The organism is Streptomyces sp. NBC_01198 (assembly GCF_036010485.1).
In the GTDB taxonomy this organism is placed as follows: domain Bacteria; phylum Actinomycetota; class Actinomycetes; order Streptomycetales; family Streptomycetaceae; genus Actinacidiphila.
This window is the reverse complement of sequence record NZ_CP108568.1, coordinates 7,401,155-7,424,793: the sequence shown is the minus strand read 5'-3', so window position 1 is coordinate 7,424,793 and position 23,639 is coordinate 7,401,155. Positions and strand designations below refer to the sequence as shown.

The window sequence follows — 23,639 nt, the reverse complement described above, 5'->3', positions numbered from 1 at the left end:
GGTGCGACACGGCCCAGGGGGCCGGCACGCCGTCGTCCGGTCCCGCTCTCTCCTTGCCCGGTCGGCGCCGCACGGCGGTGTCCTGGCGGCGCATTCGCCCGCATGGACCGCAGATCTCGCGGCGTTGGTGGGATCGAAGCACGATCAGAGCTCAGGGCCCCGGAAACGCACGCGGGTGCGGATCGGGTGTCCCTGGCGTCGGCGGCCGCGGCAGCGCGGACGGCCTGCGGCGGCAGATCGCATATCGCACACCGCACCTTGCACACCGCACATCGGCAGTCGAAGGAGAAGTGGAAGATGACGACCCTGTCCGAAGAGCCGGGGACTACGGGCACCGCGGCGGGCACCCGGGACACCGAGTCCGCTCGGCTCCGCGTGGTCCTGCTGCTCGACATCCAGAAGGGCGCGCAGGAGCGCTTTCTCGACGCGTACGAACTGCTGCGCAGCCAGGTCGCCTCGGTGCCCGGGCATGTCAGCGACCAGCTGTGCCAGTCCATCGAGGACCCCTCGCAGTGGCTGATCACCAGCGAGTGGGAGAGCTCCGAGCCGTTCCTGGCCTGGGTGGACAGCCCCGAGCACCGCGAGATGGTCAAGCCGATGCACTCCTGCGTCAACGACACGCGCTCGCTGCGCTTCGACGTGCTGCGCGAGACGTCGGTGGCCGGGCACACCGGTGACCGGGCGCCGCGCCCCGAGCGGGCCGGCGACGGGCGGACCCGGCACGCGATCACCTTCACCGTCAAGTCGGGCAGCGAGGACAAGGTCGCCAAGCTGCTGGCCGACTACGCCTCGCCCTCCGCGCGGGTCGACTCGGCCACCCGGCTGTGCAGGACGTCGCTGTTCATGCACGGCAACCGGGTCGTCCGGGCCGTCGAGGTGAGCGGCAACCTGGTCGCGGCGCTGCGGCACGTGGCGCAGCAGCCCGAGGTGCGGGCGGTCGAGGAGGCCATCAACCCGTACCTGGAGGAGGAGCGCGACCTGACCGACCCGGAGGCCGCACGCGCGTTCTTCACCAGGGCCGGGCTGCCCGCGGTGCACGAGGCGGTGGCCGAGGCCGACCGCGGCGGCAAGGTGCGCCGGTACGCGCTGCACTACCCGGTACGCGGCGGCAGCGGCGCCGCGGCGGCCCGGGTGCTGGCCAGGTCCGACGAGCTGGCCGCGGCCGACCCGACGGGCTCGCTGGTACGCAGCACCATCTTCCAGCGCGACGACATCGTCGTACGGGTGATCGACCTGGCGGCCGCCGCCGACGAGGACCTGGCGCTGACCACCGGCACCGCGGACCGCGACCTGGCCGCGGAGCTGGGCCGGGTGCTCGAACTGCCCGGCTCCGCCAAGGACCTGGGCGAGGACCGGGGCCGCAGGGAACTGCTCGCGCACCTGGAGATGACCCTGGTCACCGACCGCCACGCACAGGACTCGTGATCACCGTTCCGCATTCCCGCACGCGCGGGCCGGCCGCAGCTCCCCGGCGGCCGGTGTGACTTCACCTGGAGGCACCCGTCATGACCGCTCAGCCCCCTCGGATCGTGCACGTCGATGAGATCGAGCCCAACCGGCGCCGCGGCGGTGATCTGCGCGCCATGCTCACCCCGACCCTCTGCGGATCGACCAGCGGCTTCATGGGTATGGCGATCATGCAGCGCGGCGACCGGATCGCCGAGCACTACCACCCCTATTCGGAGGAGTTCGTCCTCGTCGTCAAGGGCGAACTCGAAGTCGACCTCGACGGCACGCCGTACGCGCTGAGCGCCGACCACGGGCTGCTGATCCCGAAGGACGTGCGGCACCGCTTCCGCAACGTCGGTGACGGCGAGGCGCGGATGGTCTTCCATCTCGGCCCGCTCGCCCCGCGACCCGAACTGGGCCACGTCGACACCGAGGACGCCGCGGGCAACCCGCTGGTGGCGGACGGTGCCCGGCCGAGCGCGGGACGGCCGCCGGAAGCGGCGGGGGCCGTCTCGTGACCCGGCGGGTGGCGGTGACCGGGGTCGGCGTCGTCGCCCCCGGCGGGGTGGGCGTGCCCGCGTTCTGGGACCTGCTCACCTCAGGACGCACGGCGACCCGGGGCATCACCCGCTTCGACGCCTCGGCCTTCCGGTCCCGAATAGCCGCCGAGTGCGACTTCGACCCGGCCGCCTGCGGCCTGGACGCCGGGCAGATGGCCCGCGCCGACCGTTACGTACAGTTCGCGATGGCGGCAGCCGACGAGGCGCTGCACGACGCGGGTCTGGACCCCCGGGCGGAGGACCCCTGGCGGATCGGGGTGTCGCTGGGCACCGCGGTCGGCGGCACCACCCGGCTCGAACAGGACTACGCCCTGGTCAGCGCGGGCGGTGACCGCTGGGACGTCGACCACAGGCCGGCGCTGCCGCACCTGCACCGGGCGTTCACGCCCAGCGCGCTGTCCGCGGAGGTCGCCGAGCAGGTGGGCGCGCACGGCCCGGTCCAGACGGTCTCCACCGGCTGCACCTCCGGGCTCGACGCGGTCGGTTACGCCTTCCAGAGCATCGAGGAGGGCCGGGCCGACATCTGCATAGCCGGCGCGTCCGACTCGCCGATCTCGCCGATCACGGTGGCCTGCTTCGACGCCATCAAGGCGACCTCGCCGAACAACGACGACCCCGAGCACGCCTCCCGGCCCTTCGACGCCAACCGCGACGGCTTCGTCCTCGGCGAGGGCGGCGCGGTGCTGATCCTGGAGGAGCTGGAGCACGCCAGGGCCCGCGGCGCCCGGGTGTACTGCGAGGTCAGGGGCTACGCCTCGTTCGGCAACGCCCATCACATGACCGGGCTGACCCGCGAGGGCCTGGAGATGTCGCGGGCCATCGACCGTGCACTGGCGCACGGCAGGATCGACCGGACGGCCGTGGACTACGTCAACGCGCACGGTTCCGGCACCAAGCAGAACGACCGGCACGAGACCGCCGCGGTGAAGCGGTCGCTGGGCGACCACGCCCGGACGACCCCGATGAGTTCGATCAAGTCCATGGTCGGGCACTCCCTGGGTGCGATCGGCGCCATCGAACTGGCCGCCTGCGCACTGGCGATGGAGCACGGCGTGGTGCCTCCGACCGCCAACTACGAGACCCCCGACCCCGAGTGCGACCTCGACTACGTGCCGAGGACCGCGCGCGAGATGCCGCTGCGGACCGTGCTGTCCGTCGGCAGCGGCTTCGGCGGCTTCCAGTCCGCCGTGGTCCTCAACCGGGAGGAGGCGAGCCGATGACCCCGAAGCCGAGCAGGCCGGACGAGCGCCGGACGGTGATCACCGGAATGGGGGTGATCGCCCCCACCGGGATAGGCGCCGACGCGTACTGGAAGGCCACCAAGGAGGGCGTCAGCGCCCTCGGCCCGATCACCCGGGAGGGCTGCGGCGACCTGCCGCTGGCCGTCGCGGGCGAGGTGCACGGCTTCGACCCGTCGACGCTGGTCGAGGAGCGCTTCCTGGTGCAGACCGACCGGTTCAGCCACTTCGCGATGGCCGCCGCCGACATGGCGCTGAGCGACGCGGCACTGGACGCCGCGGGCGCCGGCGAGTTCGCCATCGGCGTGGTGACGGCGGCGGGTTCGGGCGGCGGCGAGTTCGGCCAGCGCGAGCTGCAGCAGCTGTGGGGCCGCGGGCCGCGCTTCGTCGGGCCGTACCAGTCCATCGCCTGGTTCTACGCGGCGAGCACCGGCCAGATATCCATCCGCGGCGGCTTCAAGGGCCCCTGCGGCGTGGTCGCCGGCGACGAGGCCGGTGGTCTCGACGCCTTCGCCCACGCGGCCCGCAGCATCCGCGGCGGCGCCGACGCCATGGTGCTCGGCGCCACCGAGGCACCGCTCGCGCCGTACTCGATCGTCTGCCAGCTGGGCTATCCGGAGCTGAGCACGGTCGGCGACCCGCAGCACGCGTATCTGCCGTTCACCGACCGCGCCTGCGGCTTCGTGCCCGCCGAGGGCGGCGCGATGTTCGTGGCCGAGGAGGAGACGGCGGCCCGCGAGCGCGGCGTCACGGCCCGGGCGGTGGTCGCCGGACATGCCGCGACCTTCACCGGCTCCGCCGACTGGGCGGCCTCGCGCGAAGGCCTGGCGCACGCGATCCGCGGCGCGCTGGACGAGGCCGGGGTCGCGCCGGAGGAGGTCGACGTGGTCTTCGCGGACGCGCTCGGCGTGCCCGCGGCCGACCACGCCGAGGCGCTGGCGCTGGCCGACGCGCTCGGCAGGCACGCGGCCCGGGTTCCGGTGACCGCCCCCAAGACCGGCACCGGGCGCGCCTACTGCGGCGCCTCGGCGCTGGACGCCGCCTGCGCGGTACTGGCCATGGAACACGGCGTCGTGCCGCCCACCCCCAACGTCACCGACGTGAGCCACGGCCTGGACCTGGTCACCGGCCACGCCAGGCAGGCCGATCTGCGCACCGCCCTGGTGCTCAGCCGCGGGCTGCTCGGCTCGAACTCGGCACTGGTGCTCCGGCACGGCGCCGACGCCCGTCTGTGACCCCTGACCGCACGTCCTCCACCCCACACCCATCCCCCACGTAAGGAGCCGCTCATGCACACCGAACTCAGCTACGCGGAACTGGCCTCGCTGATGGAACGCCGGGCCGGCGTCATCGTCAGCCCGGCCGACCTGGAGCTCCAGTCCGACACGCCGTTCGCCGACTTCGGCCTCGACTCGCTGGGCCTGCTCGGCATCGTCGGCGCGCTGGAGAACGAGCACGGCGCCACCATCCCCGCCGACGCCGACGCCTGCCGGACCCCCCGGGAACTGCTCGACGTCGTCAACGACGTCCTGAAGGCGAGGACCTGAGCCATGGCCGCGCACACCGAGAACGAGATCACCGTCAACGCGCCGCTCGACCTCGTCTGGGACATGACGAACGACCTGGCGCACTGGCCGCAGCTGTTCAGCGAGTACGCGTCGGTGGAGATCCTGGAGCGCCAGGGCCGCAAGACCACCTTCCGGCTGACGATGCACCCCGACGAGAACGGCACCGTGTGGAGCTGGGTCTCCGAGCGCGAGCCGGTGCCCGAGACCCGTACGGTCACCGCCCGCCGGGTCGAGACCGGCCCGTTCGAGTTCATGGAGATCTTCTGGAGCTACCACGAGGTCCCCGGCGGCACCCGGATGCGCTGGGTGCAGGACTTCGCGATGAAGCCGGAGGCCCCGGTGGACGACGCCGGGATGACCGCCAGGATCAACGCGAACTCCGCCGTCCAGCTGGAGCTGATCAGGGACAAGATCGAGCAGCGCGCCCGCGAGCAGGTCTCGGTCCCCAACTGACGCCGCGCCCGGGCGGGCACCACCCGCCCGGGCTCCCCCTCCCCCGCAGCAAGCAGGAAGGACGTGACCGTGCACCGCGCTCTGATCGTGGCCCGTATGGCACCCGGCTCGGCGGACGACATCGCCGAGGTCTTCACCGACTCCGACCGCGGCGAGCTGCCGCGGCTGATCGGGGTACGGGGCCGCAGCCTGTTCCAGTTCGGCGACCTCTACTTCCATCTGATCGAGGCCGACGGCCCACCCGGGCCAGCGGTGGCCGAGCACGCCTCGCACCCCGAGTTCAAGGACATCAGCGAGCGGCTGTCGTCGCACGTCAGCGCCTACGACCCGGCGACCTGGCGGTCCCCGAAGGACGCCATGGCCCGCGAGTTCTACCGCTGGGAGCGCAGCGGCGGCTGACCGGCCGCCCACCGCCGCGGTCCCCCGTGCGGCGCAGCGCGCCACCCGGAGGGCGCAAGGTTCACCCCTTGCGGCCCTCTCCGGTGGCGCGCCACTGGTGCATGGCTGACGGTGAACATGTCGCTACTGCGCACCCTTCGGCTGACGACCTGTCATCCGACGCATGCGCGACGGAAGGAAACTTCACCATGCGCACTGCCCGCACCCTCTTCGCCGGAGCTGCACTCTCCGCAGTCCTCGCCATCGCCGCCCCGGCCGCCCACGCGACGGGTGCCGTCAACGCCTACGACCCGAGCAGCCAGGGTTCGTCGCACTCCAGCAACCACTCGTCCTCCCACGGCGGCGCCGCCGCCACCGACGGCAGCGCGGACAGCTCCGCCGCCAACGAGCACGCGTCCTCCGGCAGCGAGCACGCGTCCTCGGACGACACCACCGCCGAGCAGGGTGGCGAGGGTTCGTGGCACGGCAAGCAGCCGCACGGCGGCGTGCACACCGGCGGCGGCGGCATGGCGCTGTCCGGCGGCGGCATGGCGGCCGGTTCGATCCTGCTGCTCGGCGGCCTCGGCGCCGGTGCGGTGGCGCTGCGCCGTCGCCGTACGCCGGCCGGCGGTCTCGCGGTCTGACACCGGCCTGCCCGGTGAACGGCTGAAAGCCCGCTGAAACCGTTCCCTGCTGTCTCCTGCCGTGGCCACCGCCGCTTCCCGTGGCGGTGGCCACGGCACATTCGGCCCCCGCGCCGCCCGCACTGTCCGCGAGCCGATGAAAGGCATCGCCCCATGTCCCAGCAGTACCCGCCGCCTCCCCCCGGCGCGGCGGCCGCCGCACCCGGCGCACGCCCGCGCGTGCTGCGCTGGGCGGTCGCCTCGGTGGCCCTCGGCGCCCTGATGATCTACAACTCGGTCGACTCCTCGGGTACGGCCCTGCCCGGCCCGCCGCCGTCCGCGGCGGCGCCGCCCAGCGCCCCGGCCAGTGGCCCCGGTGCGGCCGTGGGCATCGCCCCCGGCACCGCTCCGGCGGCCGTCAAGCCGACCCCCACGGCCACCACCGTGCCGGGCCTGCCGCACTCCAACCCCACCCGGCTGACCATCAAGAACATCGCGGTGAACGCGCCCTTCACCCCGTTGCACCTGGACGCCGCCGGCAATCTCAACGCGCCGCCCGCGGGCAACACCAACCTCGTCGGGTGGTACGCCGAGGGTCCGACGCCCGGCGAGCGCGGTCCGGCGATCGTGGCCGGGCACGTCGACACCAAGACCGGACCGGCCGTCTTCCTGCTGCTGCGGCTGCTGCGGCCGGGCGCGACCGCGGACATCACCCGGGCGGACGGCACGGTGGCCACCTTCACCGTCGACTCGGTGGAGATGTTCTCCAAGGGCAAATTCCCCGACCAGCGGGTCTACGGACCCACACCCGACCCGCAGTTGCGGATCATCACCTGCGGGGGCAGCTACGACCGCTCCAAGCGCGACTACACCGACAACGTGGTGGTCTTCGCGCATCTGACGTCCTCGCGGCGCACCTGACGGCCCAGCGGACCGCGACGGACGCGACGGACGCGACGAACGACGGCCGGCCCGGATGACCGGGCCGGCCGCTCGTGTGCGCACCGCGGTGGCGGATGTCAGGCGCCGCGGACGGTGCTCTCGAAGGAGTGCAGATACGGGTTGACCGGCCGCACCTCGCCGACCGCGAGGCCGGCCTCGGTCATCCGGGTGACCAGGCTCTCCCTGGTGTGCTTCTGCCCGCCGACGTTGAGCAGCAGCAGCAGGTCCATGGCGGTGGTGAACCGCATGGAGACGCTGTCGTCCACCAGGTTCTCGATGACCAGCACCCGGGCGCCGGGGCGGGCCGCGGCGACGACGTTGCGCAGCGTCCTGCGGGTGGAGTCGTCGTCCCATTCGAGGATGTTCTTGATGATGTAGAGATCCGCGTCGACCGGGATCTCCCGGCGGCAGTCGCCCGGCAGCAGGGTCGCCCGGTCGGCCAGCGCACCGCCGGCCCGCAGCCGCTTGTCGGCGTTCGCGACGACCTTGGGCAGGTCGAGGAGGGTGCCGCGCAGCGCCGGGTGCTTCTCCAGCAGGCCGGCCAGCACGTGGCCCTGGCCGCCGCCGATGTCGGCGACGGTGGCGACACCGGTCACGTCGAGGCTGTCCACCACGTCGCGGGCGGACTGCATGCTGGAGCGGGTCATCGCCTTGTCGAAGACCGCGGCCGACTCGGGCGCGTCGTCGTGCAGGTAGTCGAAGAACCGCTTGCCGTGCAGGTCGGCGAAGACGTCCTGACCGGTGCGCACCGCGTCGTCGAGCCGCGGCCAGGCCTCCCAGGTCCACGGCTCGGTGCACCACAGGGCGATGTTGCGCAGCGAGTCGGGGGCGTCCTCGCGCAGCATCCGGGACATGTCGGTGTGCACGAAGCGCCCGTCGGACTGCTCGGCGAAAACGCCGTAGCAGGTCAGCGCGCGCAGCAGCCGGTTCAGCGGCCGGGGCTCCGCCCGCACCGCGGCGGCCAGCTCCTCGGCAGTGGCCGGCTGGTCGTCGAGCGCGTCGGCAACGCCGAGCCGGGCCGCGGCACGGACCGCGGCGGCGCAGGCGGCGCCGAACACCAGCTCGCGCAGCCGCATCACCGACTGGTCGGGCGCGTGCGGCGGCGGGGCGGGCGCGGCCGGGGGCGCCGCGGCAGGTTGGGTCATCGTCATGGTCGGCCCTTCTGGTCATGCCGGGTCGGCGGCGGGAACGGACGGAGTCGTGGTGCGCGCGGCGGGCCTGCGTGCCTGCCGGTCAGCACCGGCCGGCCGGCTCGGAGACGCTGCACGCGTTCGCGCTGAAGGTGTTGCCCGACCCCTTGGTGTCGCGGTCGGCCAGGTCGGCGGGGTGGTTGCCTGACAGGTTGTTGCCGCTGACCTGGTCGCGCAGGTTGGCGACGCCGACCTCGCTGGGGAAGAGCACGACTCCGCCGGACATCGGGGAGGTGCCGGAGTTGCCGGTGATGGTGTTGTCGGTGATCCGGGTGTCCTCGGCGCCGGTGAGCAGCACGCCGGTGCCCTGGATGGCCGGCAGCCGGCCGTTGGAGGCGCAGAACTTGTTGTTGTCGGTGATCTTGTTCTGCCGGATGTCGAGGTCGCCGGCCTTGGGGTTGTTCTCGTCGCCGACGACGAAGACGCCGCCGCAGTTGCCGGTGACGGTGTTGTTCTCCACCGCCATCACGCGGGCCCGGCGGACGGTCACGCCGATGCGGTTGCCCGACAGGGTGTTGCCGGAGACCAGCGTGCCCCGGGTGTCGAGGGCGCCGCCCTCGGCGTTGACGAAATTGGCCACGAAGATGCCGGACTGGCCGTTGCCGACCGCCTCGTTGTCCCGCAGCACCGCCCGGGTGGACTTCTCCTGGCTGATGCCCTGCTGGCCGTTGTTCTTCACCATCACCCGGCGGACGACCATGCGGTCGGTGCCGGAGGCGTCGATGCCGTTCGCGCGGAAGCCGGTGACGGCGAGCGACTCGATACGGACCGCGGTGAGCGGGTGGCCGTCGGCGCCGGTGACGCAGATGCCGTGGCCGGCCGCCGCGCAGGCCGCCTGAGTGGTGGTGCCGGTGACGGTCGTGCTGGTCTCGGTCTTCGCGGTGGCCTCCGTCTTCGCCGCGGCGGGCGCGGTCCCGTCCGGCGTCGCGGCGGGGGCGGCGGGCTTGCTGCCCGCCGGGGCGGGCGCCGGAGCGGCGGGGGCGGCGGCCGGGGCGTCCTGCGCGCCCTGGCCGGCCGGGGCGGTGAGCGTGACCAGGCCGGAGCCGACGCCTTCCAGCGTCACGTTCCTGGTGATCTGCACGCTCTCCCGGTACGTGCCCGGCATCACCAGAACGGTGTCGCCGTCGGCGGCCGCGTCGACCGCCGCCTGGATCGACTCCCCCTCGTGCACCAGCTGCACGCCCCACTGGGCGTGAGCCGCGGGCGCCATGACGGCCCCCGCTCCGAGCGCCGCGACCGTCATGACTCCTGCGATGTACCTGCTGTGCCGTACGGGCATCGCCCTGACCTGCCTTTCTCGACCCGGCAGAGCCACAGCGCTGCGACGGGTCCCAGTACCTGTTTCGGATTGCACTCGCCAACGCCCCTTCGGCGAGGGGGCGGTGCCCGCGCGATTCGAAGCTATGGTCGGCCCGGGCCGCCCGCCATTTCTGCTCCGTCATCCGGGGGCGGCCGCCCGGATCCGGGCACGTGGCCGCACGCCGGACGGCCGTCCCGTACGCAGCGGCGGGACGGCCGTCCGGCATCACCCGTCGTGACGGTCACCGACGGTGATCACCGTGGACGCGCCGAGAAGGCACCGTCGGTCGGACTGACCGGCGGAGCGTCACCCGGACGCCGTACAGCTGGGGGTGCCGAGACTCTGGTCCGTGCCGCTGAGCGTCATGCCCCAGGAGGTGCTGGCTGACGGGGCGAGGGTGCCGTTGTAGGCGACGTTGCGCAGCGTGGTGGCGGGCGCCGACGCATCGGCCGCGGCGTTCCAGACGCTGCCGATCGTGACGCCCTGCGGCAGAGCCAGCCTGACCGCCCAGCCGGTGGTCTGCCGGGTGCCGGTGTTGCGCACCGTCACGTCGGCCTGGTAGCCGCCCGGCCAGGAGTTGCTGACGTGCACGGCCGCGGCGCAGCCGCCCGCGCCGGACGAGGTCGGCGGGGTGCTGGTCGGGGAAGTCGGGGGCGTGGTGGGAGGGGTCGTCGCAGGTGTGGTGGTCGGGGTCGTGCTGCCGCCCCCGGTCGTGTAGTCGACGCCGGTGTACGGCTGCGAGCAGGTGCCAGAGCACGCGGCCGGCAGCGAGAAGTCGTACGTGCGGCCGCCGAAGACGTAGCTGTCGTCGACGTCCCGCACCCGGATGCGGAAGTCGGTGCCGCCGTCGGTCGTCGGGTCGAGGATGAACGACTGGCCCATGTCGCTGTTCATCTGCGCCTCGTGCCAGGCGCCGCCGGAGTAGAACTCCACACCGTGCACGCCGTTGGGCAGATGCGAGACCGAGACCGCGCCCCAGTAGCGCTGGGCGCCCTGCAGGAAGCCGATCTTGATGTCGCCGGTGTAGCCGGGCGCCGGGACGTAACTCCAGGACACATGGCGGTTGTTCCAGTGGTCCGCGAGCCCGGTGACCGCCGTGCCGTTCTGCGTGAAGTGGCCGAGCGAGGCGGTGTCGAGGTCCAGGTGGTTCGGGTCGTCCCGGCACCAGGCGTTGGTGTCCGCGCAGCTGTCGGCGACCAGCATGGTGAGGGTGGCTCCGTTGTAGGAGTCCTGGGTCCATCCGCCGTTGCGGCAGAAGGGCTGGCCGGCGGCCCCGTCGTTGGTGCCGGTGCAGTAGTCGCCGATGGTGACCCGCACCCAGCGCCCGCAGTTGTGGCCGTTGTCCCAGGCGCCCACGATCGAGCTCTGGGCGGCTGGCACCGGACGCGGGTGACTCCCGTAGTCGCCCGGTGTGTTGAAGACGTTGAGCGCGACGAAGTCCGGCGAGTCCAGCTGGGACTGCGGCATGCCGCAGCCGCCGTAGGGCTGGCCGAGGCCGTCGAAGTGGGTGGCGTTGCCGACGACGTCGGCCTGGGCCGCGTGCGGGGTCGCCGCGGGGGCGGGCAGCATCGTCAGCACGTAGACCAGCACCGCGGCCACCGCGGTGGCGAGTGCCGCGAGCAGTCTGCGGGGCGGTCGGTGCGAGCGGTGGGGGTGCGCGAGTCCGCGCATGGCTGGCTCCTTGGCGTGGGGGGTATGGGAGCGCTCCCATAGTCCGGCGCCGAGTCTGCGGCGTCAACGGGCCGCCGCCTGACGGATGTCCGGCGCCGTCACATGCTTCGGCCGCCAGGGAGGGCTGGCCCGGTCCCGCAGCGGGGACAGCCCCGCGCGGCCAGGCGCCCGGGCCGCCACAGGCTGCGGCCGCCAGGGCCGTTGGCCCGGTACCGCAGCCAGGACACCCCCGCGGCCGCCGGCGGCCGGAGCGACCACCTCCGGTCCGGCGGCGGTCGCCTCGGCGCGGTAGACGGCCCGTACGTCCGGCTGCCGCGATCATGCGTGTCCGTCTCGGCGATGGGTAGCGTCACTGCGTGGACGTACTCAGCGACGTGATCGGGGTGCTGCGGACCGGCCGTCCCCGGTCGGCGCCGGTCCTTCATCACGCGCCCTGGGCACTGGAGTTCGCGCCGGCCGCCGGCTCGGCCGCCTTCCACGTGGTGCTGCGCGGCACGTGCGTGCTGCGGCCCACCGCCAGCCGGCAGTCCGTCGACCTCGGCCCGGGTGACGTGGTGTTCGTGCCGCGCGGCACCGGTCACGTGCTGGCCGACAGCCCCGGCACCCCCGTCACGGGTCCGCCCTGCGAGCCCGGCGCCGCCCGACTCCCCGGGCCGCGCCCGCCGGCCGGCGACGGCCCCGCGGCACTGCTGCTGTGCGGCAGTTATCCGCTCGATCCGCAGCGCACCCACCCGCTGCTCGCGGAACTGCCCGACCTGCTGCGGCTGCGCGCCGCACCGGCCAGGCACCCGGAACCGGCCGCTACCGTACGCCTGCTGGCCGGCGAGCTGGAGCGGCCGCGACTGGGCAGCGACGCGATCGTGCCGTCGCTGCTCGACACGCTGCTGCTGTACGTGCTGCGGGCCTGGTACGACGACGCGCCACTGCGGGACTGCGGCGCCACGACCGGATGGGCGGCCGCGCTCAACGACGCGCCGCTGATGGCCGGTCTGGCGGCGATGCACCGGAATCCCGCCGGGCCGTGGACCGTTGAGCGGCTGGCGCGCGAAGCCGGACTGTCACGGGCCGCGTTCGCCCGGCGGTTCGCGGCGCTGACCGGCCGGCCGCCGCTGGGCTACCTGACGTGGTGGCGGATGACGCTGGCGGCCAGGCTGCTCGCGACCTCCGCGCTGCCGCTGTCCTCGGTCGCCGCACAGGTCGGCTACACCTCCGAATTCGCCTTCGCCCACGCCTTCAAGCGGTGGTGCGGCATGGCGCCCGGCCGCTACCGGCGGGTGCACGCGGCAGGCAGTGGATGCCAGGGAGGTCATGAACTGACAGTATGTGAGCAGTAGGGTGGGCGGCGCCCGACCAGCGGCGGCACCCGGCCCCAAGGAGCGCACCCGTGCCCACCTACTCGTACACACTGACCATCGACGCCCCGGCCCCGCGGGTCTGGCAGATACTCACCGACGTGGAGCGCTGGCCGGACCTGACCACGTCCATGACGTCCGTACGCGGCCTTGACGGCCCGCGCCCCGCCCTCGGCGCACGGTTCGAGGTGCGCCAGCCGAAACTCCGCAAGGCGATCTGGACCGTCACGCAGCTCGACGAGGGCACCTCCTTCACCTGGGAGGCGCGCGAGCCGGGCATCGTCTCGCGCGGCGCCCATCTGGTGGAGCCGGACGGCGAGGGCACCCGCCTCACCCTGACGATCGACCAGTCCGGCCTCCTGGCCTGGCCGGTCGGCCTGCTGGCGGGCAGCACCATCCGGCGGTACGTGACGCTGGAGGCCGAGGGCATCAAGTCCCGCAGCGAGCAGTCGCCCGCTCAGCCGTAAGGGTGCCCGCCGCGGGCCCGGCAGCAGTGGCGGGCGCCCGGTGTGCGACGCTGGCCGCACGACGGGCGGCGGCGCCCCCGTGCGGCTGCCGGAGGCCGCGCGGTCGAGAGGAGTGAGCCCAGTGTCCCGGGACGCCCGGTGGAGCTCGCTGCTCGACCTGCTGGCCGAGCACGGCCGCCTCGACGTCGACGAGGCCGCAGACGCGCTGCGGGTCTCCACCGCCACCATCCGCCGTGACCTCGACCAGCTCGCCGAGCAGCAGATGCTCATCAGGACCCACGGCGGTGCGGTGGCGCACGGCGTGTCCTACGAGCTGCCGCTGCGGTACAGGACCGCGCGCAATGCCCCGCAGAAGCAGCGGATCGCGGCGGCGGTGGCCGCGATGGTCACCGCCGGCGAGGTCGTCGGGCTGACCGGCGGCACGACGACGACCGAGGTCGCACGGGCTCTGGCGCTGCGCGGCGATCTCGCCGACGGCGGCGGCACCGGCGCGGCCGGCCGGCCGCCGGTGCTCACCGTGGTCACCAACGCGCTGAACATCGCGGGCGAGCTGGTGATCCGTCCGCAGATCAAGCTGGTGGTGACCGGCGGTGTCGCCCGCCCGCAGTCCTACGAGCTGACCGGTCCGCTGGCAGGCGGCATCCTGGCGCAGATCACGCTGGACATCGCGGTCCTCGGCATCGACGCGATCGACCCGGCCGAGGGCGTCTACGCCCACCACGAGGACGAGGCGAGCACCAACCGGCTGCTCGCGGAGCGCGCCAGGCGCGTGGTGGTCGCCACCGACTCCTCCAAGATCGGCCGCCGCGCCTTCGCCCGTATCTGCGGCACCGGTTCTGTCCACACGCTGGTGACCGACAGCGCCGCCCCGGCCGCGGCGGTGGCCGCCTTCGAGGAGGCCGGCGTCCAGGTGATCACCGTCTGAACGACCCGGCACGGCGTCGTTCCGGCTACGCCGTCGCACGGCGGGCCCGGCCGTCCCGGTCCTCGCACCCGCATCCGCTCCCCCGCCGGCCCCGAGGCCCATCAGGCGACCCGCCTTCCGCCGCGCCCCTGCCGGCTCCGGCGCAAGGAACGGCCCGCGCCTGCCGGAGGGCAGGGCGCGAGCCGGGTGGGACGGGTCGGAGGGGGCTCAGGCGAAGTAGTGGCCCTTGTCGAGGTCCTCGACGAGCCCGGGGTGCGTCGGGTGCCAGCCCAGCAGTTCGCGGGTGTGCACGCTGGACGCCGGGCTGTCGGCCGACAGGAAGCCGGCCAGCCAGGTGAAGTGCTCGGCCGCGTCCTGCGGGTCGACGGAGGCGACCGGGACGCCGAGGTGACGGCCGATCGCCTCGGCGACGGTGCGGAGCGGCACCCCTTCCTCCGCCACCCCGTGCAGGGCCGACCCCGCGGGGGCCTTCTCCAGGGCAAGCCGGAACAGCCGTGCGGCGTCCAGCCGGTGTGTGGCGGGCCAGCGCTGGGACCCGTCGCCGATGTAGCCGGCGACGCCCTTGTCGCGGGCGATCGCGACCAGGGTCGCCATGAAGCCCTGGTCGCCCTCGCCGTGGATGGTCGGGGCGAGGCCCACGACGGAGGAGCGGACCCCGCGGGACGCGAGGGCGATGGTGGCGCGCGCGGTCTCGTGCCGGATGCCCAGGCCGCCGCCTGCCCCCGGCGCGTTCGGGCCGAGCCCGTCGCCCTCGACCGCCACCCGGCCCGGCGCGAGCCCGAGGGTGCCCGAGGCGAGGGAGAGCGGGCGGTCGGATCCGGCCAGGACCTCACCGAAGGCCTCGACGGCCAGCCGGTTCGCCTCCGCGGCGGCCTCGAAGTGGCCCGAGAAGGCGAGGTCGTGCTGGAAGGCGAGATGGATCACGCCGTCGGAGGCGTCGGCCGCGGACCGCAGCACGTCGAGGTCGGCGAGAGTGCCGCGCCGGACCTCGGCCCCGGCGGCACCGACGGCCTCGGCCGCGGCGTCGGAGCGGGCGAGCCCGACGACCTGATGGCCGGCGGCGATGAGTTCGGGGACGACGGCTGAGCCGATCCAGCCGGACGCGCCGGTGACGAAAACACGCATGGAAAAGAACCTCCGTGGTGCCGGTCGGTCGGCCGTCCTGTGCCACGGTCCGGCCGACCCGCATTCGATGTCAGCAACTGACATCAACCGTAGCACTCGATGTCAGTCGCTGCCATCACGTAGAATCGGGGGCATGGGTCGATGGGAGCCGAACGCGCGGGGCCGCCTCGAACAGGCCGCCCTTGATCTCTACGTCGAGCACGGCTTCGCGCAGACCACGGTCACCGAGATCGCCGCCCGGGCCGGCCTGACCGAGCGGACGTTCTTCCGGCACTTCGCCGACAAGCGGGAAGTGCTCTTCTCCGGCTCGGCCGCACTGCAGGAGGTCCTGGTCGACGCCGTGGCCGGCGCCCCCGACACCGCGGCGCCGATCGACGCGGTCGCGGCCGGCCTCGACGCGGTCGGCGACCTCTTCGCCGACCGGCGGCCGTTCTCGGTGCGGCGCCAGTCCGTGATCGCCGCGAACCCCGAACTGCTGGAGCGCGAGCTCATCAAGCTCGCCACTCTCGCCGCCGCGACCGCCGACGCCCTGCGCCGGCGGGGCGTGGCCGAGCCGGCCGCGAGCCTGGCGGCCGAGGCCGGAATCGCGGTCTTCAGGATCGCGTTCGAGCGCTGGATCGAGGGCTCCGCGGGCGACAGCCTGACGCAGCTGATGCGCACATCGCTCGCCAACCTCAAAGCCGTCACGTCGGGGGCCTGACCGTCCCCGCCCCCGGGGCCTCACCGGGATCCAGCTCCCGGACTTCGGAGCCGTCACCTCGCGGACCCGAACCCGCACCTCGCAGCCGTCACCCCGGGGCCCCGGCTCCGCACCTCAAACCCGTCGCCTCGCGGCCCCGACCCGCACCTCGGCACTCGCCGCCCGGCCCCTCGGACGCGGTCCGCGACCGGATGCACACGGAACAGTTACGACACCGTAATCGGGCGTCGCCGCCACCCCCGCGCCCGCCGCGCCGCGCCCGGCGGGACCCGGCGGCAGCGGGCCGCCGCCCGCGGAATCGCACGTCGGGGCCCCGTACGGCCGGCGTCGGCCCGAGCGCCGCGGTTCGCGCCGCACGGGCGCGAACGGCGGGCGCCGTGGCGGAAGTTGCGACTGGGAGGGGCGTGGCCAGGCACGAAAGAGAGCGCTCTCACAAATCTTGACAGCAGGCCCCGCACGCCGGAGGGTACGTCTGCGAGAGAGCGCTCTCACGTCGCCCACAATCCGTAGGGCTACCGGTTTCAGGTGGTAGAAGGTGGTCATCGCTCATGTCGTCGTTCAGGGCCGCAGGCAGTGAACTCCCGGACCAGGAAACGCAGGACGCTGCCGCGGACAGCGCGCTGAGCCGGCGTTCGTTCATCGCCACGGCCGCCCTGGCGTCAGCCGTGCCGCTCGGCGCGGCAGCGACACCCGCCGCCGCGCGCGGCGGCCAGGGGCGCCCGCACGCCCCGGCGGAGCCGGACTTCGGTCCGCACGTCCAGGTCTTCGACCCCACGACCCCGACCGCCGACATCCAGGCCGCGCTGGACGCCGCCGCCCAGCAGCAGGTCACCAGCGAATTCGGTACCGGACGCTTCGCGTTCCTGTTCAAGCCCGGCGCGTACGACGTGGACGCGCAACTGGGCTACTACACCTCGGTCGCCGGCCTCGGCCTGTCCCCAGACGACGTGACCGTCAACGGCGCCGTCCGCGTCGAGGGGCAGCCGCAGCCCGGCGGCGGAGACAGCGCGCTGACCAACTTCTGGCGCTCGGCGGAGAATCTGTCCGTCAACCCGACCGACGGCATCGCCTGGTGGGCGGTGTCCCAGGCCGCGCCCCTGCGCCGGGTGCACATCCGCGGCCGGCTCTTCCTCTTCCCCCGCCAGGGGGGCTTCTCCAGCGGCGGCTTCATCGCCGACTCGGTGGTCGACGGCCAGGTCGTCAACGCCTCGCAGCAGCAGTGGCTGACCCGCGACAGCGCGGTGGCCGGCTGGTCCAACGGGGTGTGGAACCAGGTCTTCTCGGGGGTCACCGGCGCCCCCGCGCAGTCCTTCCCCGACCCGCCCTACACCACGCTGCCGGCCACCCCGGTCAGCCGCGAGAAGCCCTTCCTGTACGTGGACGCGACCGGCCGCTACCGGGTGTTCCTGCCCGCAGTGCGGCACGACTCGGCGGGCGCGACCTGGAGTGCGGGACACACCCCGGGCAGTTCGATCCCGATCGAGCAGTTCTTCATCGCCCAGCCGTCCGACTCGGTGCGGACCATCAACAAGGCGCTGGCACAGGGCAAGCACCTGCTGCTGACCCCCGGCATCTACAGGCTGACCGGCACCATCAAGGTCAAGTGGGCCGGAACGGTGGTGCTGGGCCTGGGATTCGCGACCCTCACCCCGGTGGGCGGCGCGGTCGCGATGCGGGTGGACGACGTGCGCGGGGTGCGGATCGCGGGCCTGCTGTTCGACGCGGGCGAGACGGAGTCGCGGTCGCTGCTGGAGATCGGCACCGGCCACGGGCGGCGCAGCGACCCGCTGGACCCGACATCGGTCCAGGACGTCTTCTTCCGTATCGGCGGCGCGGGCCCCGGCCGTACCGGCACCGCGCTGGTGGTCAACAGCGACCACGTGCTGCTCGACCACGTCTGGGCCTGGCGCGCCGACCACGGCAGCGGGGTGGGCTGGACGGTGAACACCGCTGAGTCCGGTGTCGTCGTCAACGGTGACCACGTGCTGGCCACCGGCCTGTTCGTGGAGCACTTCCAGAAGTACAACGTCGTGTGGAACGGCGACCACGGCCGGACGATCATGTTCCAGAACGAGCTGCCGTACGACCCGCCGAACCAGGCCGCCTACCGCCACCACGGCGTCGACGGCTACCCGGCCTACAAGGTCGGCGACCCGGTGCGCCATCACGAGGCCTGGGGCCTGGGCAGCTACTGCTTCTTCAACGTCGATCCGACGATCCACGTGTCGCACAGCTTCGAGGCGCCGGTGCGGAAGGACGTGCGCTTCCACGACCTGCTGACGGTGTCGCTGAATGGCGCAGGCGTGATCGACCATGTGATCAACGACCACGGTGACGCGGCGCAGGGCACTGACACCGTGCCGGTGGACGTGGTGAGCTACCCGGCCGGCTGACCGGCAGGCGGTTCACCCGCGGAGGGGGCTGACGGCGGCGGCCGTCGGCCCCCTTCGTCATGTCCGCGTCGGGCGGGGCGTGCCGGCCCGTCAGGGATTTTCCGTGTCCGGCTTGAACTGTCGCGCGCGGCAGAGCAGACTGCCTTGGCAACGTTGTCAACACAAGCATGGCAACGTTGTCATACTCCGCTCGCCTCCTCGTCCGGGGCGGGCGGAACCCCGCACTTCATCCCCCCGCATCGCCTTCATCGCCCTCACCACCCGTCGCCACCCTCAACCCTCATTCCTGAACGGAGCGGTGCCATGCCGAAGAACCCGGCCTCCCTCAGCAGACCCGGTGCCGCCCCGGCCCCGGCGGCGCATGCGGCCGGGACCGCGCGCGCCGCCGGGCCCGGGCGGCGGCCCGGCCATGCGGCGGTCGGGCCCGGCCGATCCGGCGGTGCGTATCGCGAGGCCTACCGGCGGGCGGTCGACGACCGCCTCGACACCTCGACGTCGGAGCAGGACCTGTGCCGCAAGGCGCAGTTCGTCGACTACGAGAGCATGCGCGCGATGTTCGAGGCCTGGAACGCCCGGATGTGGCGCGGCGCCGGCACGCTGCCCTCGGCGCTTCCCCACCCGCCACTGCACACCCCGGTGTGGCCGGTCCTCGGCCACGGCCTCGACGTGACCGGCGGCTACTACGGTGCCCGCAAGGGCTGCGAGCCGCTGCACGTCCAGGCGGACCCGGCGGACGGCACGGTGCTCGCCGCGAACCACACCGGCGCCGCCGTACGGGGCGCGTCGATCGCCGCGCAGCTGTACGACCTCGGCGGGCGGCCGATCGGCGCGCCCGCCCGGCAGGCCGCGGACCTGCCGGCCGGCAGCGTCACGGCGGCCTTCGCCGTACCGTTCGCGCGGAGCCTGCCGGCCACGCATCTGCTGCGGTTGCGGCTGACCGGCGCGGACGGGCGGCTGCTGTCGGCCAACGACTACTGGCGCTACCGCACGCCGACGGACATGCGCTCGCTCAACGGCCTGCCGAACGTCGCCTTGGCGGTCACCGCGCGTCCCGCGGGCCAAACCGCGGTCACCGCGGCGGTGGCGAACACCGGGGCCTCCCCCGCCGCGATGGTGCGCCTGTCGCTCGCGGCGCCCGCACCCGGCGGCGCCCTGCCGCCCTCGCTGGCGGACGACAACTGCCTGTGGCTGCTGCCCGGCGAGTCCCGGGACATCGTGCTGCGCTGGGCGGCCGGCGCCCGGGTCGAGGGCTCGCCGGCCGTGGTGGCACAGGCGTACAACGCGCTGCCCGTCACCGCCTGACGGCCGCGCGCCCCCGCATCCCCCCGCGCGCCCCCGGAACACGCCCCAGGAGCCTCGCCGGCCACCCCCTGACGGGCAGCGCTGCCCGGCGGGCGGATCACGGATGGGTCAGGAGTGAGGCGCGGGGTGGTCGTTGCCTACCGCGGTCTCGACCGGCGGGCGGCGGCTGCCTAGGATGGAGTGCTCCAGATCACTCTCAACTCGCCCGTGCGGGGCCGACGATGCCGTGAGGAACCCGATGGACAACGGGGACGCTCCACTGACGGACAAGATCGACGTGACGGTGCCCAGCGTGGCCCGCATGTACGACTTCCTGATGGGCGGGAAGGACAACTACCCGGCGGACCGCGCGGCCACCGAAGAGCTGCTCAAGCAGGTGCCGAGCACCAAAGTGCTCGCGCTGAACAACCGTTCCTTCCTGCGCCGGGTGGTGCGCAGGCTGGCCGATGACTACGGGATCCGGCAGTTCGTCGACCACGGCTCCGGCTTACCGACGCAGGACAACGTCCACGAGGTCGCCCAGCGGGTCGATCCCGCCTGCCGGGTGGTCTACATAGACAATGACCCCATAGTGCTCGCGCACGGCCGGGCACTGCTGGAGCAGAACGACAACACCGCCGTGATCCAGGCGGACATGCGCGACACCGAGAAGATCTGGTCGCACCCTGAGGTGCGGCGGCTGATCAACACCGAGGAGCCGGTCGCGGTGCTCTTCGTGTCGGTGCTGCACTGCATTCCGGACCGTGACGACCCGGCGGACGTGGTGCGGCGGGCGGCGGCCAAGGTGCCGCCCGGGAGCTTCCTGGTGGTCTGCCAGCTGGTCAGCGAGGACGAGGAGACCCGGCGCGCGGTCACCGACTTCATGGCCCGCAGCACCGGCGGGAATTGGGGCGAGGTCCGGCGCGAGCAGGACGTGCTGCGGTTCCTGGAGGGCACGGAGATCCTGGAGCCCGGCTTGGTGGAGGTCTCCACCTGGCGCCCGGACTCGGACCTGGCACTGAAGCAGCCGAGCATGGAGTGGATCGGGTTCGGCGGTGTCGGCCGCATCGTCGGCTGACCGGCCCGCCGCGGGTCAGGCCCCGCCCGCCCCGCGTCACCGGTAGCGGAGCAGGGCCTCCTCCAGGATCGCCCTGCTGGCCGCGGGAGTTGCCGCCAGGGCGCTGAGTTCGTCGAGCGAGGCACGGTAGCGGTCGACGTCGTCGAGCCGGTCGAGGTAGACCGCGCTGGTCATGTGCTCCAGGTAGACGACGTCGGGCAGGAAGCCCTGGGCGAATCGCAGATAGGTCACCGCGGCCCCCGGAGTGGCGGCGGCGCTCGCCGCGTAGGAGGCGACCTGCAAGCGCACGCCGGGCTGACGCAGGACGTCGAGCAGGTGCTGCAATTGCTCGCGCATCACGGCCGAGCCGCCGACCGGGCGGTGCAGCACCCCCTCGTCGATCAGCGCCCACAGCACGGGCGCGCCCGGTTCGGCCATCCTGCGCTGCCGTTCGAGCCGCAGTTCCACCCGCTGGGCGTTCTCCTCGGCCGGGGCGAGCCGGCGCCCGCTCTGCACCACCGCACGGGCGTAGGCGACCGTCTGCAACAGGCCGGGCACGAACTGGGTTTCGTACGTACGCACCAGGTGCGCGTCGCGTTCCAGTCCGATCAGCGCCTGCAGCCAGTCGGGCACGACCTCGCCGTACGGCTGCCACCAGTCGGGGCTGGCGGCGCGCTGCACCAGGCGGCCGATCTCGGCGCGTTCCGCCTCGGCGACACCGTAGAGCTGGAGCAGTTCCTCCACGTCGCGGGCCTTGAGGGAGACGTGGGCGGTCTCCATCCGGCTGATCTTCGACGCGTGCGCACGGATATGGCTGCCGGCGGTGGCCGGACTGCAGCCGCGGCTCTCGCGCAGCGCGCGCAGGTAATTGCCGAGCACCCTGGACATGGCCCGCGCACCCATGTCGGGCCGGCGTTCGAACAGCGGTAACGGTGATACGGGCTGCGCTTGAGGGGACATGCGGGCTCCCGAGTCATACTGGACGGGCCAGTATTGCACCGCGAAGCCCGCAGGTCGTCCTCCTGGGACGTCAACCGGTCGGCTTCACGCTGTAAAGGCGTCGAAGTCGCCGTCCTTGGCACCCTCGACGAATGCGGCCATCTCTGCCTGTGTGTATACCAGAGCAGGTCCCTCGGGGTAACGCGAATTGCGCACGGCCACGCCGCCGCCTGGCAGTTGGGCGACCTCGACGCAGTTGCCGCTCTGGTTGCTGCGAGCGCTCTTGATCCACGTCACTCCGGAAATGATGCTGGACCGCACTCCGTTGCCGATCTGCTGCTCCACAGGGCATCGCCTCTTTCCTGAGTCCACCGTGCTCGTCCGTCGCATCCGCACCGCGCCTCGCGGCACTCACACACCACTACCCGGCAAGTGCGGATGCAATTCCCGATGCAATTGCATTCGCCGCGTGCAGCGACCGGCGCTCTTTGTGCCGAGTGCGACAAATCAGCAAATGGGGAGGAAAAGCACCGCATGGGGCGGCGGGCGGGAAACGTGCGAGCGGGGCCGCTCAGCGGGCGCCGCCGGCCGCCCGGAAGGCCGCCGCGTATTCGCGCAGGAAAGCGGCCTCGGCGATCACCGCGCCGCGCAGTTCCGAGAAGAGCACCCGCTCGTTGGGAGCGTGCAGATTGCACATGCTGTCCTGGGCACCGAACAGCAGCACCTCCGCGTTTGGCGCGGCTTTGGCGAGCCCGTTGACCAGCGGGATCGAGCCGCCACCCGCGGCGAACTGCGGTTCTGCGCCCCACCCTTCACGCAGCGCGGTACGGGCGGCACGGTAGGCGGGGCCTTCGACCGCGGGTTCGAAACCGGGTCCCGCCTCGCTCGCCGTGACCGTCAGCTCGACTCCGTACGGGCGGAGTTCGCGCAGGTGCCGGACCAGCGCCCCGGCGGCCTGCCCCGGATCCTGCTGCGGGTGGACCCGCAGGTTGAGCTTGGCGCGGGCGTAGGGGACCACCGCGGAGGCGGCGCCGTCCACCGCCGGGGCGTCCAGGCCGATCACCGTGATCGCCGGGCCGCTCCACAGCCGCTCCCCCAGACTGCCGGTACCGGTCAGCGGCATCCCGGCGGCCACACCCGCCAGTTCGCGGAACTCCTGCTCGGTGTACGACGCCCCCGTCCACTCATCGCGGCGCAGCCCGGCCACCGCCACGTCGCCCCGCTCGTCGTGCAGCCCGGCCAGCGCGCGCACCAGGGCGAGCAGCGCGTCGGGGGCGGCGCCGCCGAAGGCTCCGCTGTGCCGGGCCTCGGCGAGCGTGCGGACCTCCACCACGACCTCGGCGACGCCGCGCAGCCCCGTGGTGAGGGTCGGTGTCCCGGGCCGCAGGTTGCCCATGTCGGCGATCACCATGGCGTCGCAGGCGAAGCGCTCCGGGTTCGCGGCGGGGTAGTCGTCGAAGGCGCTGCCGTACTCCTCCTGGCCCTCGATCACGATCTTCAGGCCGGTGGGCGGCCGTCCGCCGTAGGCCCGCAGCACCCCCAGGTGGGCGATGACGTTGGACTTGTCGTCGGCGATGCCGCGGGCCCGCAACCCGCCCTCGACCGGGGTCGGCTCGAAGGGCGGGGACAGCCACAGCGACTCGTCACCGGGCGGCTGGACGTCGTAGTGGCCGTAGAGCAGCACGGTCGGAGCACTGGGGTCCGGCGGCGGGACCTCCGCGTAGATCACCGGTGAGGTGTCGGGCAGGTCGAGGCGTTCGATGTGCTCGACGCCCGCCTCCCGCAGCAGATCCACCAGCAGGTCGTGGGCCCTGAGGACCTCGGCGCGCGGATAGCCGGGGAAGGCGACGGACGGGATCGCGGCCAGCCGGACGAGGTCCGCGGTGAGGCCGTCCATCAGGCCGTCCACGGTGCTGGTGAGGTCCATCGGGTGCGCTCCTGGTCCCGTCGTGCGGCCGGGCCCCGGCGGGGTCCCCTCGCTCAGCACCCCGGTCGCCCACGGTGCCGCCGCGGCCGGAGTGGGCCGAA

23 protein-coding genes are annotated in these 23,639 nt (G+C 73.2%); 16 read left to right on the top strand and 7 right to left on the bottom strand.

The window, feature by feature from the left end; translation table 11 throughout:
* Window positions 1-297: 297 nt before the first annotated feature.
* The 9 genes from OG702_RS33195 to OG702_RS33155 all read left to right on the top strand — a co-directional run bounded on the left by OG702_RS33195 (window position 298) and on the right by OG702_RS33155 (window position 7,190).
* Window positions 298-1,425, top strand: a complete 1,128-nt coding sequence (locus tag OG702_RS33195; RefSeq protein ID WP_327292652.1) for a SchA/CurD-like domain-containing protein — start codon at window positions 298-300, stop codon at window positions 1,423-1,425.
* 80 nt (window positions 1,426-1,505) lie between these two features.
* Window positions 1,506-1,967 carry a cupin domain-containing protein gene (locus tag OG702_RS33190; RefSeq protein ID WP_327292651.1) on the top strand — a complete coding sequence of 154 codons (462 nt, stop codon included), beginning with the start codon at window positions 1,506-1,508 and terminating at the stop codon, window positions 1,965-1,967.
* A complete protein-coding gene (locus OG702_RS33185) occupies window positions 1,964-3,229 on the top strand; it encodes a beta-ketoacyl-[acyl-carrier-protein] synthase family protein (protein WP_327292650.1) in 1,266 nt (421 codons plus the stop codon). The genes OG702_RS33190 and OG702_RS33185 overlap by 4 nt, the downstream gene beginning before the upstream one ends.
* On the top strand, window positions 3,226-4,482 hold the full coding sequence (locus tag OG702_RS33180; protein WP_327292649.1) for a beta-ketoacyl synthase N-terminal-like domain-containing protein: 1,257 nt from the start codon (window positions 3,226-3,228) through the stop codon (window positions 4,480-4,482). The genes OG702_RS33185 and OG702_RS33180 overlap by 4 nt, the downstream gene beginning before the upstream one ends.
* Window positions 4,483-4,536: 54 nt before the next feature.
* Window positions 4,537-4,794 carry an acyl carrier protein gene (locus OG702_RS33175; RefSeq protein ID WP_327292648.1) on the top strand — a complete coding sequence of 86 codons (258 nt, stop codon included), beginning with the start codon at window positions 4,537-4,539 and terminating at the stop codon, window positions 4,792-4,794.
* Between the two features lie 3 nt (window positions 4,795-4,797).
* The gene (locus tag OG702_RS33170) at window positions 4,798-5,268 is read left to right on the top strand and encodes an SRPBCC family protein (protein ID WP_327292647.1); all 471 of its coding nucleotides are present in this window, start codon (window positions 4,798-4,800) and stop codon (window positions 5,266-5,268) included.
* A 69-nt stretch (window positions 5,269-5,337) separates the two neighbouring features.
* Window positions 5,338-5,667, top strand: coding sequence for a TcmI family type II polyketide cyclase (locus tag OG702_RS33165; protein WP_327292646.1), 330 nt, complete (start codon window positions 5,338-5,340; stop codon window positions 5,665-5,667).
* Between the two features lie 188 nt (window positions 5,668-5,855).
* Window positions 5,856-6,290: a hypothetical protein gene (locus OG702_RS33160; protein WP_327292645.1), complete on the top strand. Its 435-nt coding sequence runs from the start codon at window positions 5,856-5,858 to the stop codon at window positions 6,288-6,290.
* A gap of 153 nt (window positions 6,291-6,443) precedes the next feature.
* Entirely contained in the window at window positions 6,444-7,190 is a 747-nt protein-coding gene (locus OG702_RS33155; RefSeq protein ID WP_327292644.1) for a class F sortase, read from the top strand.
* Window positions 7,191-7,288: 98 nt separating this feature from the next.
* On the opposite strand, the gene OG702_RS33150 is transcribed toward OG702_RS33155, so the two are convergent.
* From OG702_RS33150 to OG702_RS33140, 3 genes are all read right to left on the bottom strand, one after another.
* Window positions 7,289-8,356 carry a methyltransferase gene (locus OG702_RS33150; protein WP_442814756.1) on the bottom strand — a complete coding sequence of 356 codons (1,068 nt, stop codon included), beginning with the start codon at window positions 8,354-8,356 and terminating at the stop codon, window positions 7,289-7,291.
* 88 nt (window positions 8,357-8,444) lie between these two features.
* A complete protein-coding gene (locus OG702_RS33145; RefSeq protein WP_327292643.1) occupies window positions 8,445-9,644 on the bottom strand; it encodes a right-handed parallel beta-helix repeat-containing protein in 1,200 nt (399 codons plus the stop codon).
* Window positions 9,645-10,007: 363 nt separating this feature from the next.
* Window positions 10,008-11,372 (bottom strand): cellulose binding domain-containing protein, encoded by a 1,365-nt coding sequence (locus OG702_RS33140; protein ID WP_327292642.1) that lies wholly within the window; start codon window positions 11,370-11,372, stop codon window positions 10,008-10,010.
* A gap of 356 nt (window positions 11,373-11,728) precedes the next feature.
* Between OG702_RS33140 and OG702_RS33135 the strand changes: the two genes are divergently transcribed.
* The 3 genes from OG702_RS33135 (at window position 11,729) to OG702_RS33125 (ending at window position 14,116) form a co-directional block, all read left to right on the top strand.
* Window positions 11,729-12,706, top strand: a complete 978-nt coding sequence (locus OG702_RS33135) for an AraC family transcriptional regulator (protein WP_327292641.1) — start codon at window positions 11,729-11,731, stop codon at window positions 12,704-12,706.
* 50 nt (window positions 12,707-12,756) lie between these two features.
* Window positions 12,757-13,191 (top strand): SRPBCC family protein, encoded by a 435-nt coding sequence (locus OG702_RS33130; protein ID WP_327292640.1) that lies wholly within the window; start codon window positions 12,757-12,759, stop codon window positions 13,189-13,191.
* A 121-nt stretch (window positions 13,192-13,312) separates the two neighbouring features.
* Window positions 13,313-14,116, top strand: a complete 804-nt coding sequence (locus OG702_RS33125) for a DeoR/GlpR family DNA-binding transcription regulator (RefSeq protein WP_327292639.1) — start codon at window positions 13,313-13,315, stop codon at window positions 14,114-14,116.
* Window positions 14,117-14,323: 207 nt separating this feature from the next.
* On the opposite strand, the gene OG702_RS33120 is transcribed toward OG702_RS33125, so the two are convergent.
* Entirely contained in the window at window positions 14,324-15,241 is a 918-nt protein-coding gene (locus tag OG702_RS33120) for an SDR family oxidoreductase (RefSeq protein WP_327292638.1), read from the bottom strand.
* Between the two features lie 133 nt (window positions 15,242-15,374).
* On the opposite strand from OG702_RS33120, the gene OG702_RS33115 reads away from it, so the two are divergent.
* The 4 genes from OG702_RS33115 (at window position 15,375) to OG702_RS33100 (ending at window position 20,693) form a co-directional block, all read left to right on the top strand.
* On the top strand, window positions 15,375-15,941 hold the full coding sequence (locus tag OG702_RS33115; protein ID WP_327292637.1) for a TetR/AcrR family transcriptional regulator: 567 nt from the start codon (window positions 15,375-15,377) through the stop codon (window positions 15,939-15,941).
* Between the two features lie 548 nt (window positions 15,942-16,489).
* The gene (locus OG702_RS33110) at window positions 16,490-18,334 is read left to right on the top strand and encodes a coagulation factor 5/8 type domain-containing protein (RefSeq protein ID WP_327292636.1); all 1,845 of its coding nucleotides are present in this window, start codon (window positions 16,490-16,492) and stop codon (window positions 18,332-18,334) included.
* A 303-nt stretch (window positions 18,335-18,637) separates the two neighbouring features.
* On the top strand, window positions 18,638-19,636 hold the full coding sequence (locus tag OG702_RS33105; protein WP_327292635.1) for a hypothetical protein: 999 nt from the start codon (window positions 18,638-18,640) through the stop codon (window positions 19,634-19,636).
* A gap of 238 nt (window positions 19,637-19,874) precedes the next feature.
* Window positions 19,875-20,693 carry an SAM-dependent methyltransferase gene (locus OG702_RS33100; protein ID WP_327292634.1) on the top strand — a complete coding sequence of 273 codons (819 nt, stop codon included), beginning with the start codon at window positions 19,875-19,877 and terminating at the stop codon, window positions 20,691-20,693.
* Window positions 20,694-20,729: 36 nt separating this feature from the next.
* Here OG702_RS33100 and OG702_RS33095 read toward each other — a convergent pair whose 3' ends face one another.
* From OG702_RS33095 to OG702_RS33085, 3 genes are all read right to left on the bottom strand, one after another.
* Window positions 20,730-21,560 (bottom strand): helix-turn-helix domain-containing protein, encoded by an 831-nt coding sequence (locus OG702_RS33095; RefSeq protein ID WP_327292633.1) that lies wholly within the window; start codon window positions 21,558-21,560, stop codon window positions 20,730-20,732.
* 156 nt (window positions 21,561-21,716) lie between these two features.
* On the bottom strand, window positions 21,717-21,956 hold the full coding sequence (locus OG702_RS33090; RefSeq protein WP_327292632.1) for a DUF397 domain-containing protein: 240 nt from the start codon (window positions 21,954-21,956) through the stop codon (window positions 21,717-21,719).
* Window positions 21,957-22,182: 226 nt separating this feature from the next.
* Entirely contained in the window at window positions 22,183-23,538 is a 1,356-nt protein-coding gene (locus tag OG702_RS33085) for a M20/M25/M40 family metallo-hydrolase (RefSeq protein WP_327292631.1), read from the bottom strand.
* Window positions 23,539-23,639 lie beyond the last annotated feature (101 nt).